The sequence below is a fragment of the Salinilacustrithrix flava genome, assembly GCF_041228405.1.
GTDB classification, from domain to species: domain Bacteria; phylum Actinomycetota; class Acidimicrobiia; order Acidimicrobiales; family Salinilacustritrichaceae; genus Salinilacustrithrix; species Salinilacustrithrix flava.
Window position 1 is genome coordinate 774,386 of record NZ_CP133888.1, and the last position, 12,986, is coordinate 787,371.

At 71.7% G+C, this 12,986-nt stretch carries 10 protein-coding genes; 7 read left to right on the plus strand and 3 right to left on the minus strand.

Features of this window, described 5'->3' with window-relative positions:
- Window positions 1–70: 70 nt before the first annotated feature.
- Complete coding sequence (locus tag RGQ06_RS03775; RefSeq protein WP_432429220.1) at window positions 71–2,755, plus strand: cation-transporting P-type ATPase; 2,685 nt, start codon at window positions 71–73, stop codon at window positions 2,753–2,755.
- Between the two features lie 56 nt (window positions 2,756–2,811).
- Here the strand turns inward: RGQ06_RS03775 and RGQ06_RS03780 are convergent, their stop codons facing one another.
- A complete protein-coding gene (locus RGQ06_RS03780) occupies window positions 2,812–2,967 on the minus strand; it encodes a hypothetical protein (protein ID WP_432429219.1) in 156 nt (51 codons plus the stop codon).
- Between the two features lie 432 nt (window positions 2,968–3,399).
- Window positions 3,400–3,750: a hypothetical protein gene (locus RGQ06_RS03785; protein WP_432429218.1), complete on the minus strand. Its 351-nt coding sequence runs from the start codon at window positions 3,748–3,750 to the stop codon at window positions 3,400–3,402.
- A gap of 679 nt (window positions 3,751–4,429) precedes the next feature.
- Here RGQ06_RS03785 and RGQ06_RS03790 point away from each other — a divergent pair.
- Window positions 4,430–5,722 carry a DUF222 domain-containing protein gene (locus RGQ06_RS03790; protein ID WP_432429217.1) on the plus strand — a complete coding sequence of 431 codons (1,293 nt, stop codon included), beginning with the start codon at window positions 4,430–4,432 and terminating at the stop codon, window positions 5,720–5,722.
- Between the two features lie 62 nt (window positions 5,723–5,784).
- On the plus strand, window positions 5,785–7,956 hold the full coding sequence (locus RGQ06_RS03795) for a transglycosylase domain-containing protein (RefSeq protein WP_432429216.1): 2,172 nt from the start codon (window positions 5,785–5,787) through the stop codon (window positions 7,954–7,956).
- On the opposite strand, the gene RGQ06_RS03800 is transcribed toward RGQ06_RS03795, so the two are convergent.
- Window positions 7,953–8,867, minus strand: coding sequence for a trypsin-like peptidase domain-containing protein (locus tag RGQ06_RS03800; protein ID WP_432429215.1), 915 nt, complete (start codon window positions 8,865–8,867; stop codon window positions 7,953–7,955). The two genes, RGQ06_RS03795 and RGQ06_RS03800, sit on opposite strands and share 4 nt — an antisense overlap.
- A 63-nt stretch (window positions 8,868–8,930) precedes the next feature.
- On the opposite strand from RGQ06_RS03800, the gene RGQ06_RS03805 reads away from it, so the two are divergent.
- Genes RGQ06_RS03805 through RGQ06_RS03820 form a run of 4 tightly spaced genes read left to right on the plus strand, consistent with a single transcriptional unit; the run spans window position 8,931 to window position 12,772 of the window.
- Window positions 8,931–9,452: an FxsA family protein gene (locus tag RGQ06_RS03805; protein ID WP_432429214.1), complete on the plus strand. Its 522-nt coding sequence runs from the start codon at window positions 8,931–8,933 to the stop codon at window positions 9,450–9,452.
- Window positions 9,449–10,204, plus strand: coding sequence for an NUDIX hydrolase (locus RGQ06_RS03810; RefSeq protein ID WP_432429213.1), 756 nt, complete (start codon window positions 9,449–9,451; stop codon window positions 10,202–10,204). Before RGQ06_RS03805 ends, RGQ06_RS03810 begins: the two co-directional genes overlap by 4 nt.
- Window positions 10,201–11,061: an MBL fold metallo-hydrolase gene (locus RGQ06_RS03815; protein ID WP_432429212.1), complete on the plus strand. Its 861-nt coding sequence runs from the start codon at window positions 10,201–10,203 to the stop codon at window positions 11,059–11,061. Before RGQ06_RS03810 ends, RGQ06_RS03815 begins: the two co-directional genes overlap by 4 nt.
- A 43-nt stretch (window positions 11,062–11,104) precedes the next feature.
- The gene (locus RGQ06_RS03820) at window positions 11,105–12,772 is read left to right on the plus strand and encodes an ATP-binding protein (RefSeq protein ID WP_432429211.1); all 1,668 of its coding nucleotides are present in this window, start codon (window positions 11,105–11,107) and stop codon (window positions 12,770–12,772) included.
- Window positions 12,773–12,986 lie beyond the last annotated feature (214 nt).

Sequence of the window (12,986 nt, forward strand, 5' to 3'; positions counted from 1 at the left end):
GTGCACACCGGTCAGTGCTGCCGCGCGCCATCGTTCCCTGCACGAGCGCAAGACCCCGAAGGACATCGACGTGACCCTCACTCCTGAGCGCATCGCTGCGCACGCCAGTCCGGTCGACGAGGTGCTCGGCGCGCTCGGTTCGAGCGCGGCCGGCCTCAGCTGTGATGAGGCTGTCCGGCGGCTCGAGGACGTCGGCCACAACCGGCTGCCGGAGCCGCCGCGCGACAGCCTGGTCGTCCGGGTCCTGCGACACTTCAACGACGTCCTCATCTACGTCCTGCTCGTCGCCGCTGGCGTCACGGCGCTGCTCGAGCACTGGATCGATGCCGGCGTGATCCTCGGCGTCGTCTTGGTCAACGCCGGGATCGGCTACCTCCAGGAGGGGAAGGCCGAGAAGGCCCTTGAAGGCATCCGCAAGATGCTGTCGGTCGACGCCCAGGTGCGGCGTGACGGCCGGTGGCACCGTGTGGAGGCCGAGCTGGTTGTCCCCGGTGACGTCGTGCGGTTGCGCTCTGGCGATCGGGTACCTGCCGATCTCCGGTTGATCGAGTCCACGAACTTGCAGATCGAGGAGTCTGCGCTCACTGGTGAGTCGGTCCCGTCGGAGAAGCGGCCGGAGGCCGTGGACCGGGATGCCGGGATCGGTGACCGGACCGGTATGGCCTTCTCCGGGACGCTCGTGACGGCCGGCCGCGGGGTCGGTGTGGTGACGGACACCGGCTCGGCCACCGAGATCGGCCGCATCAACACGATGATCGGCCAGGTCGAGACGCTGGCGACGCCGCTCACCCGTCAGATGCGGGCGTTCGGCACGCAGCTCTCGATGGCGGTCGTCGTCTTGGCCGTCACCGTCTTCGCCATCGGCATCGCGGCCCACGACTACGCGGCCTCGGAGATGTTCCTGGCCGCCATCGGCTTTGCGGTGGCTGCCATCCCAGAGGGTCTCCCGGCGATCCTGACCATCACCTTGGCCATCGGCGTGCAGCGGATGGCGGGGCGCAACGCGATCACCCGCCGCCTCAACGCCGTAGAGACGCTGGGCTCGGTCACCGTGATCTGCTCGGACAAGACCGGGACGCTGACGAAGAACGAGATGACCGCCCGCCGCATCGTCACCCGCCGCGGCGCCTACGAGGTCTCGGGCACCGGCTACGAGCCCGGGGGCGAGGTGAACCTCGACGGTCAGACGGCAAGCCTCGACACCCACTCCGATTTGGCCGCACTCGTGGAGGCGATGGCGGTGGCCAACGACACCGACATTGTCGAGGCCGATGGGCGCTGGACGGTGAACGGCGAGCCGACGGAAGGGGCGCTGCGAACCCTGGCCGCCAAGCTGGGGTTCGACACCAGCGCACATCGCCGCTTGGCCGTCGTGCCCTTCGAGTCCGAGCACAAGTTCATGGCGACGCTGGACCAGCTGCCGGCCGGGACGCACGCCATCCTCGCCAAAGGCGCTCCGGACCGCTTGCTCGAGCGAGCCCGTCACGAGCTCACCGCCGATGGGCGCACCCGGCCCCTCGACGCGGCCTGGTGGGAGCAACAGGTCGATGAGCTCAGCAGCCAGGGCCTCCGGGTGCTCGCGGCCGCCCGGCGCGATCGCGTGCCTGCGGCCGACGAGCTGTCGCTGGAGGACGTGCACGAGCTGGTCTTCGTCGGCATCGTCGGCATCGTCGACCCGCCCCGGCCCGAGGCGATCGACTCCATCGCGAACTGCCGGCAGGCAGGCATCCAGGTGAAGATGATCACGGGCGACCATGCCGGCACCGCGCTCGCCATCGCTCGCGAGATGGGCATCGCACGCAGCGAGCACGCTGTCACCGGCGCCGAGCTGGAGGCGGCGTCCGACGCGGAGCTCAGCTCCCTCGTGCAGGCCCACGACGTCTTCGCCCGCACCAGCCCGGAGCACAAGCTGCGCCTGGTCACCGCCCTCCAGGCGAACGGCGAGGTCGTCGCCATGACCGGCGACGGTGTGAACGACGCACCAGCGCTCAAGCGCGCCGACGTCGGCGTCGCGATGGGGATCAAGGGCACGGAGGCCACCAAGGAGGCAGCCGAGATCGTGCTGGCCGACGACAACTTCGCCTCCATCGAGCAGGCGGTCCGCGAAGGCCGCACGATCTACGACAACCTCCGCAAGGCCATCCTGTTCATCCTCCCGACGAACGCCGCCGAGGCACTGGTCATCGTCGCCGCCGTGATCATCGGCCTCGACCTGCCCCTGACCCCCACCCAGATCCTCTGGGTGAACATGGTGACGGCCGTGACGCTGGCGCTGGCGCTGGCCTTCGAGCCTGCAGAGCCGGGCATCATGCGCCGTCCACCTCGCCCGTCCGGTGCACCGATCCTCGACCGCTACTTCCTCTGGAGGATCGGCTTCGTCGGAACCCTCGTAGGTGGTGCCACCATCGTCGTCTTCCTCCTGTCCGACCGCAGCGGGGACAACCTCGCCACCACCAGGACGATGGCGGTGAACACGCTGGTGTTCGGTCAGATCTGCTACCTGTTCAACAGCCGCTACCTGCGGGAGCGCAGCTACCCGCTCAGCCGGCTCCTCGCCAACCCAGTCGCCTGGCTGGCGGTCGCGGCGCTCACGGTCCTCCAGCTCGGCTTCGTGTACCTCCCGTTCATGAACACGATGTTCGAGACCGCACCTCTCGACCTCGTGCACTGGGTCATCCCCGGTCTGATCGGCATGGGCGTGTTCGCCGCGGTCGAGGTCGAGAAGGCATCCGCCCGCCGCCGAACCGGTGGATGATCGCGGTCTCAAGGGAGGCGAGGACCTCGAACAACGCCGACGGAGCGGAGGCTGCCCTACTCATCGGCCATGGAGATGGCCGCCCGCGGATGTCGAAAGGCCCTCGTGGCGTCGTCGACGATGTCATGGAGCACGTCGGTGACCGAGCGGTCTCGAGCGAGCGCCTCCGCGACGTTCGCCGACGTCTGCTTCAGGTGGTCCTCGTCGATCACGACACCCGCCCGTGATGAGTCTCGCGGCCACGGTGCATCCGTGCCACGTTCACGGAACGTCGAAGGGCGGCGGTCCGACGCCGTGGACCACGGCGCTGTGGGCGGGTGCGTTCGGGGCTGGCTCGATGACTGCGATGCCGGATCGGCCGTTGTCGACCTCGATGATCACCTCACTGCACGTGGCCGCTGATCGTCGTCTCCGTCCCACTCCACCCTTCCTCGCCACCAACGTGGGCCCTCGGCAACCCGACCACCGACGCTGTAGCGGCTCCGGCCCCCGATGAGGTCCGCGTGCACGCGTTCGATCACCCGGTCGCCAAGCCGCAGCACACCATCGTCGTGGAACCTCACGTGCACAGGTGCCGGGTCATCCTCGGCATGGTCGTCAGGGTCCATGGCTTCCTTTCCGAGCCGGCACCGGAGGAGTCGCGCTCATCCGGCGACCTGCGGACTGCAGCGGGCACGGGCATGGTCGGCAGAGTCCACGATCACGAGCCCGCTGCCGCCCCAACGGCGGAGGACCTGCCGAGCCGTGCCGCGGCGAGCGGTGAAGACCACACAGCCGTCACCGACCCGGTCGAGGAGATGGCTCACGAAGCTGCGGACGGCGGTCGCGCTGAAGAGCACCAGCTCATCGACGTCGATCACCAAGCACGGCACGCCGTTCGCGATGGCCTCGATGCCGTCGATCAGCGTGAGAAGCAGCTGTTCCTCACCGACGCCCCCGATCCGCACGACGACCACATCGGGCGGGTGCTGGACAGCCGTCACCTGGAGCGACATGGAAGCTCACCCCCCGGCATCGAGGCCGCGCCGACTGACTCGACACTGCCGAGGCACCCCGCCAGCCGCGCTGGCCGCAGACCCAGATCCTGAAAGGCCCCAGCCATCGCAGATGTCCGCATGCTCGCTCCCCTTCGGCCCCTCGAGAAGATGGAGACGCCAGGGTCAGGAGCGCCACTGGACCCCGTCGCACCGCGAGCGGGGCTGATGGTCACGCGATCGGGACCGGGACCAGATGAACCAACTCCCACCGTAGAGAGCAGCGGCGAACGACCCCAGAGCCCTCCGACCCGAGACCAGCCGACCTCCGACCCTTTCCGCCGAACCATCAACTCCGATCCCTCGAGGGGTTCGCGGCTACCCGCGTCTCCGCATGGTGACGAAGAGGGCCCGCTCCCCAGACAAGCCCGGCCTCGCGTCCGCAACCAGGAGCTGGAATCACTCCACCGCCACGTCGCGAGGATCTCTGACCCCGCAGGGCCGGGCATCCCGACTCCTATCGCCCCTTCGGGAGCGACACCATGAACCCGCTGGGCAGAGCTGGCCGTCGGCAACAGCGGGAGTGCGGGGGCGCCTACTTCGACCCGCACTCCAGGCGGGGCGGCGCTCGCGTGACTGGAGAGAGATTTGTCCCGATTGACCCTTGTCGAGCGAACACCAGTTCGAGTACGATTCGGACATGGCTTCGAACCCGGCGACCCCGCAGGAGGTGATCGATCTCCTCGAGAACGTGCACGACGTGTGCGGTCGCCTCGAGCCGGGCAACGTCCCGCTCCATGCCGCACCACAGGTGTTCGATGCGCTCGCGTCGGCGGAGCGGCTGGTCGGTGGTGCGGTGCTGCGGATGGCTGGCCGGTACGAGGAGGCCGGGGAGTGGAAGCGCAACGGGGCCAAGTCGGCCGAGGACGACATCGCCCGCAAGACCGGCACACCCACCGGCGCGGCCCGCAAGAAGCTGTCGACCAGCAAGCGGCTGAAGAAGCAGCAGCGCACCGATGAGGCGATCCGCAACGGTGACCTGTCCACCGAGCAGGCCAACGAGGTGTCCTCCGGCGCCGATGCCTCCCCCGAAGACGAAGACGACCTGCTCGACACGGCCAAGCGCCATCGCCTGCCCGAGCTGCGCAAGCGGGCCGCTGATGCCCGGGCCAAGGCCGACCGGGACCGGGAGGCCCGTCGCCGTCGCCACCAGGCCCTGCGTGGCGTGCGCCGCTGGACCGACGACGACGGCATGGGCAACCTGTGCCTGCGCCTGCCGCCCGAGGACATGGCCGAGGTCGACGCCGCGCTGAAGCCCCGCATCGACCGGGCCTTCGCCGATGCCCGCCAGGCCGGCCGGTTCGAACCGGTCGAGCGCTACGCCGCCGACGTCGTCCGCGACCTGCTCACCGGCGCCGCCGACGGCGGCCCGGCCCGGCGCAGCCAGGCGGTGCGGCCCGACAAGAAGGTCATCGCCCTCATCGACCTGGCCGCCCTCAACCGCGGTTCGATCGAGGGTGACGAGACCTGCGAGATCGCCGGCGTCGGACCGGTGTCGGTCTCCGCGGTCCGCTCCCTGCTGGCCGACGCGTTCCTCGCCGTGGTGATCAAGGACGGCATCGACATCCGCCACGTCACCCACCTCGGCCGGCGGGTCACCGCCACCCAGCGCACCGCCCTCGAGGCCCGCAGCGGCGGCGCCTGCGAGGTCTGCGGCAGCCGCTACCTCCTCGACATCGACCACAACGAGGGCTGGACCCTCACCCACGAGACCCGCCTCGACGACCTGTCCTGGTTCTGCTGGCACTGCCACGGCACCAAGACCCGCCACGACCTCCGCGTCGAAGGCCCCGTCGGCGCCCGCTGGTTCGTCGACCGCAAGACCGGCCAACGATGGCACCCACCCCCCGACGAACCCCGCCAGCCACCACCCGGTGGGGGCCACGACGACGGGGATCCCTCGCAGACCGAGCTGTTCACGTTGGCCGACTGAACCCGTGCACGGGCGCGCTCCGATGCGACATCCGGCGCGAATCGGGCGATGATGGTGGACGCATGGCCCGGTTCCGCCGCACGACCAAGCTGACCCAGCTCGCCATCGCCCTCGCCGTGGTGCTGGCCACGCCGGTCACCGCGGCCGGCGTCGTGCTCGCGACGCAGCTGTTCGTGCCGCTGCCGGCCGTGATCCCCGATCCGGAGGAGCTGGAGGCGATCCAGTTCAGCCAGGTGTACGACGTCAACGGCGAGCTGATCCACACCTACCAGCAGTTCGACCAGAACATCCCCGTCTCGCCGGGCGACATCCCCGAGGTGCTGAAGGAGGCGGTGATCGCCGCCGAGGACCGCAACTTCTACGGGCACTCCGGCGTCGACATCCGCGGCACGCTGCGGGCGCTGGTCACCGACGTGCGGGAGGGCGAGCTGGCCCAGGGTGGGTCCACGATCACCCAGCAGCTGGCCAAGAACGCCTACGGCATCGGCAGCGACCGGACCATCGCCCGCAAGCTGCGCGAGGCCGTGCTCGCCGCCCAGCTCGACCGCTCGCTGTCCAAGGAGCAGATCCTCTTCGAGTACCTCTCCATCGTCTACTTCGGCGAGGGGGCCTACGGCATCGGCGCCGCCGCCGACGTCTACTTCGGCAAGCCGGTCAACATCCTCAACGCCTCGGAGGCGGCCACGCTCGCCGGGCTCATCCCCGCCCCGTCCCGCTACAACCCCCGCGCCGACCTGGCCCTGGCCGAGAGCCGCCGCGTCCGCGTGCTCGACACGATGCTCGAGGAGGAGCTGATCACCCCGCAGGAGTGGCAGGAGGCCGTGGACGCCCCGCTGTGGCTGGCGAGCGACGGCCCGGCCCCGGGGCCGCACACGCTGGTCGCGACGCCGACGGACGAGGACACCCGGTACCCGTGGTTCATCTCCTACCTCACCCGGTACCTCGCCGACGCGCTCGGCGACGAGGACCTGCTCTACCGGGGCGGCCTGCAGATCTTCACGACCCTGGACCCCAAGGCCCAGGTCGCCGCCGAGGCGGTCACCTTCGCCACGCTCAACGGCATCGACCCGGTGGTTCGCACGACGGACGACGGCGCCGAGGTCGCCCACACCATGCAGATGGCGGTCACCGCCGTCGAACCGCCCACCGGCTTCGTGCGCGCCATGGTCGGCGGCCGGGACTTCGGCACCGACCAGACCAACATCGCGCTGAAGGGCGCCGGGAGCATCGGCCGCCAGGCCGGCTCCGCGTTCAAGCCCTTCGTGCTCGCCACCGCCTTCGAGCAGGGCATCCGCCCCGACGAGGTGTACTCAGGCGGACCCCTCACGATCGGCGACTACTCGCCGCAGAACTACGCCGGCGCGGTCTACGGGGCCATGACGCTGCGCTCCGCGATGCACCGGTCGGTGAACACCACGTTCGTCCGGCTGATGCAGGACGTCGGGCCGGACGAGGCCGTCGCGGTCGCGAACCGCCTCGGCCTCGAGATCCCCGAGATCGACCCGGCGCGCGACGGCTCGGGCCTGTCCATCGCCCTCGGCAGCCGGGAGGTCTCCGGGCTCGGCATGGCCTCCGCGTACGGCACCTTCGCCACCGACGGCGTCCGCATGCCGCCCACCCCGGTCGTCCGGGTCTTCGCGCCCGACGGCAACCTCGTCCTCGACCGCTCCCAGCCCGAGGGCGAGCAGGTGCTCGAGGAGGCCACCGCCGACAACGTCACCGACGTGCTCGAGGGCGTGCTCACCAACGGCACCGCGTCCGGCAAGGGCATCGGTCGTCCGGCGGCCGGCAAGACCGGCACCACCCAGGACAACCGCGACTCCTGGTTCGTCGGGTACACGCCCACGCTGTCGGCCTCGGTGTTCATGGGGTGGAACCCGCAACCGCCGCTCGACGTGAGCTACCGGGTGAAGGGCCGCGCCCTGACCGGCGGCTCGTTCCCGGCCGAGGCCTGGCAGGACTTCATGGTCGCGGCCCTCGACGGCGTACCGGTCACCGACTTCAGCGAGCCGGCGCCGATCCGGGACGTGGCCAGCGAGGAGATCCAGCGCGAGCGACGGGGCTTCGCCCCACGGGCGCCGATGGCCGGCGGCTCGACCAGCGCCGGCGGCCCCTACGTCGTGGACGCCGAACCGCCCGTGGCACCCGCGCCCACCACGACCACGTCGTCGACGACCACCACCTCGACGACGACCACGCTGCCGTCGCGCCGCGACCTCTTCGACGACGACTAATCCAGCTCCGCCGGGCACGAGACGAGCTCGGCGCACGCCTCCCGGACGGGGATCCCGAAGAACACGGTGTCGGGCAGGAAGCCGAGCGGGGCGAAGCGGCGCGAGGCGATGCCGATGAGCTCGCCGGACGAGCTGAGCAGGGGTCCGCCCTGGTGCTGGGGTCCGATCGGGGCGTCGTGCTGGATCGCGGTGGCCGACACGTCGGACACGACCCCCTGGACGAGGGCGGCGCCGTCGCTGCCCAGGCCGGTGACGGCGAAGACCCGGTCGCCGGCGGCCACCGAAGACGGGTCGGCGACCTCGACCGCCGGGAGGTTCGGGGCGTCCTCGGCCACGAGGAGGGCGAGGTCCCGGCCCTCGTCCCAGGCCGTGAGCTGCACCGTCAGGATCGCGCCACCCTGACTGACCTCGATGCCGGGCGCCGGCTCCACGGTCGCCGCCCGGACCGTCTCGAACGAGGTGAGCAGGAACGAGCGCTCGCTGTCGGAGAACAGCACGAACGCCGACCCGACCGATGGCTGGCCGTCGACGTCGAGGCTGCTCACGAGGTACACCGACGGGGCGACGCCGGCGAGCACCTCCTCGACGGTCTGGCCGGACGCCGCGAACTGCTCCAGCTCGCCGAGCAGCCCCTCCACCTCGGCCGTGGCCTCGTCGGTGCGCTGGGCGATCGCCTGCTCGGCGAACTCGAGGTCGTCGGCGATCTCGCCCTCGAGCTCGGCCACCCGCTCACGGGTGTCGTCCAGCTCGAACCGGTAGTACGCGAACAGGGCGGCGCCGGAGAACGCGGCGGCGACGGCCATGAAGAACAGCAGCGAGGCGAGCCCGAGCGCCGTGCGCGGCAGGACCTGGGACCAGAAGTCGCCTCGAGGTGTGGTGCGCCCGGTCTCGCGGACGTGCTCCCCAGCCATCCCGGCGACGGTACCCCAGGCGGGGAACGGCACTGCCCCGACGTCAGTAGCCTGGACCATCCCATGCTCCTCGTCCTGCTGCTGCTCCTGCCGATCCTCGAGCTGTTCGTGTTCGTGCAGGTCGCCGGCTCCTTCGGCTTCCTGAACGCCCTGTTCGGGGCGGTCGCCGCCACCGTCGTGGGCATCTGGCTGGTCAAGCAGCAGGGCCTCGGCGTGCTGCGCCGGGCCAACGAGAAGGTCGCCCGCGGCGACGCACCCACCGACGAGCTGGTGAACGGCACGCTGCTGCTCGTCGCCGGCATCCTGCTCCTGGCGCCGGGCTTCGTCACCGGCGCCGTCGGCCTCCTCCTCCTGCTGCCGCCCGTGCGGGCGCTGCTGCGCGGCTCGCTGCGCCGTCGCTTCGCGTCGGGGCCCATCGTGATCGGCCACGCCACGCGCTTCAGCGGCACGTTCGGCCCGGGCGCCGGCTTCCCAGGCGCCGGTTTCCCAGGTGGCGGCTTCCCGCCCACCCGCCGCGGCGACGTGCTCGATGCCGACTCCTGGGAGGAGCCGCCGACGGATCCCGATCGGCCCGAGCTGCCGTGAGCGTCGAAGCCCCGTTCCCCGATGCGGACGACGAGGCCACGGTCGTCCCCCGACCGGCCGCGACCGTGATGCTGCTGCGCGACCGCGCCGACGGGATGGAGGTCCTGCTGCTGCAGCGGGCGGCCAGCACCCCCTTCGTTCCGGGCGCCCACGTGTTCCCCGGCGGCGCCGTCGACGACGGCGACGCCGACCACGATGACATCGTCGACGGGCTCGCCGCCGAGGAGGCCGACCGCATCCTCGGCGTGCAGTCCGGCGGCCGTGCGTACTGGTTGGCCGCCGTGCGCGAGTGCGTGGAGGAGGCCGGCGTGGTGCTCGCCATCGACGCCGACGGGCGGTCGGTGACCGACCAGCACCCGGTCTTCACCGACCTCGACGCCACCCGCGACGCACTCGAGGACGGCACCCGCACCCTGGCCGACCTCTACCGGGAGCACGGGCTCCGGGTGCCGCTGGATCGGGTCGCCTACGTCTCGCGGTGGATCACGCCCGAGCTGTCGCCGCGCCGCTACGACGCCCGCTTCTTCGCGGCCGCCATGGTGGAGGGCCAGGACGCCGGTGCCGACGGCTGGGAAGCGGTCGACGCCGGCTGGTGGAAGCCGACGCAGGCGTTGGCCGACTGGCAGGCTGGGCGGATCGAGCTCATCGAACCCACCGTCGTCAGCCTGCAGCTGCTCTGCCGGTTCACCTCCACCGTCGAGGCGCTGGACGCCATCCGCTGCGGTGCCGGCGCGGTCGAGGGGCAGGGATGAGCGCCGGCGACCGCGACACCGAGACCGACGAACCGCGCCCGATCGTCCACGAGGTGCCGTCCGCGGTCAGCCCCTACATCCGGCGGATCGTGGCCGACAACCCGGGAGCGATGACCGGGCCGGGCACGAACACCTACCTCGCCGGCGTGGACGAGATCGCGGTCATCGACCCCGGTCCCGACACCGACGCACACATCGACGCCGTCGCCGGCTGCGGTGGCGACCGCATCCGCTGGATCCTGCTCACGCACACGCACCCCGACCACGCCCCGGCCACGAAGCGGCTGAAGGCGCGCACCGGGGCCGAGGTGTGCGCGTTCGACGACCGCGACGATGTGCCGGTCGACCGGTTCCTGGCCGACGGCGACACGGTGGAGACCACCGAGTTCCGCATCCGGGCCATCCACACGCCCGGCCACGCGTCCAACCACCTCTGCTATCTCCTGGAGGAGGAGCGGACGCTGTTCTCGGGCGACCACATCATGGACGGGTCCACCGTCGTCATCGCCCCGCCCGACGGGGACATGGCCGCCTACCTCGACTCCCTGGCCAAGGTCCGGGCCATCAAGCGCCTCCGCGCCATCGCCCCCGGCCACGGCCACGTCATCACCGACCCGATCGAGCGCATCGACGCCTACGTCGCCCACCGCCTCGAGCGCGAGGCCCAGGTGCTCGGCGCCGTGCGGGCCGCCGGCACCACCACCATCGCCGACATCGTCGCCGAGCTCTACACGGGCCTCGTCGAGGAGCTGGTGCCCCGGGCCGCGCAGTCGGTGCACGCCCACCTCCAGAAGCTGGCTGCGGACGGCCTGGTGCGCGGCGAGGACCCCGACGGCGACTGGACCGCGACCAGCTAGAGGACGGAGGGATCGGCCCGGCCTCCGTCGAAGCATGCGACGGATGGCTCCCCGCCTCGTCTCCGTGCTGGAGGCTGCCGACGCCCTCGGGCTTCCCGTCTCGGGCGTCGAGGCGTTGGTCGACGCCGGCTACCTCCGCCCCGACGGCGACGCCCTGCTGTCGCTGTCGGAGATCAAGTCGTTCCAGGCCCGCAACGCCGGTGGGGCCGGCGACACCGCGGACGACCTGCTCGGCGACGTCGGCGCCGCCGACGAGGAGACCGAGTCCCTGCTCGACGCCCTCGAGGCCGCGGTGGGCGACATGGCCGAGCGGGCGGCCGACATCATGACGGCGACGTTCCCGGACGCCGCCGAGTGGACCGGCCAGCAGCGCCGCCGGTTCGTGCGCCAGGCCCGGCTCCGCTTCGAGGCCATCGTCGCGGTCACCCGGGCCGACACCACCGAGGAGGAGCTCCTGGAGGACCTGGCCGCCGCCGGTGGGGCCGCGGCCTTCGCCGGGGCACCGTTGCCGCAGGTGCTCCTCGCGCTCCGCGTCAGCCGGGACCTGCTGGTCCAGAGCGCCGTCGCCGCGGCCGACGAGCTCGGTCAGCAGCGCGGCGTCGCCCTCGCCGTCGTCCTCACCCGGGTGCTACCGGTGCTGGACCGCCTCACCGACACCGTGGCGCGCGGGTACTGGGCCGCGGTGCGCGTCCGCGAGGAGGAGGTCGTCGCCCGCTACGCCCACATGGTCGAGCACGCCGGCCACGGCGTGTACGAGGTGGAGCTGGACGGCACCGTGTGCTTCGCCAACTCGATGCTCGCTCGCATCACCGGGCACCACCTCGACGAGCTGCTGGGCCGGGACCTGGCCGTGACCCTGCCGCCCGCCGATCCGGCGCCGGGCATCGACGTCTACCGCTCCCCCACGGTGAGCGGGTGGCGGCCGTTGCGGGTCCTGCGGGCCGATGGCGTGGAGCGGGAGCTGCTGCTGCAGGTGACCGAGCGGACCGATCAGGGCCGTCCCGTCGGCTACGACGGGATCGTCCGCGACGTCACGCCGGAGCGAGCGCTCGAGCGCCAGAAGAACGACTTCCTCGCCCTCGTCACCGACGAGCTGCGCCAACCGCTGGCCACCGTCCTCGGGCTCGGCGTGACCCTCGCCAGCGAGGCCGAGGAGCTGACCCGGGACCAGATCGCCGGGATGGGACGCACCATCCACGTCCAGTCCGATCGCATCGCCCGCCTCGCCGACGACCTCCACGACGTCAGTCGCATCCGGGCCGACGCGCTCAGCCTCATGATGCGCCGGGTCGACGTGGCCCCGGCGTGCGCGGCCGCCATCCGCATGCTCCCCGGTGCCGAGGAGGTGGAGGTGGACGTGCCCAGCGACCTCGAGGTCATCGCGGACGGCCGGCGCCTCCAGCACGTCATCGCCCACCTGGTGGAGAACGGGCTCCGCCACGGACGTCCACCGGTGACGCTGCGGGCGCGAGCGGTGGACGGCGCGATCCACATCGACGTGCTCGACCACGGCGACGGCGTCCCGCTCCACCTCGTGGAGCGCCTGTTCGCCTCCCTGGTCCCGAGCGCGGCCGACGACCGCCTGCGCGACCGACCGTCGGGGCTCGGGCTGCCCCTGGCCCGCAACCTGGTCGAGGCGATGGGCGGCCGCATCCGCCACGACCGGAGGCCCGACGGCACCACCCGCTTCCGGGTGACCCTGCCCACCTGACCGGCGGCGGAACGCACGGACGGGGGGTTGGCACAAATGGCCCGCCCGGGCCATTCCCGCCGCCACGCACCGCGGTCAGGATGAGTGCACGCCGGACGAGCCGGCCACAACCGAGGGGCGAAGCGTCCCGACACTCCCGGATGCGAGGGCTGTTCGCATGCGGGGTTCGCCGCTCCCCTTCGCCGCTGACCCCGTCGACGTGGTGCTGGGGGGC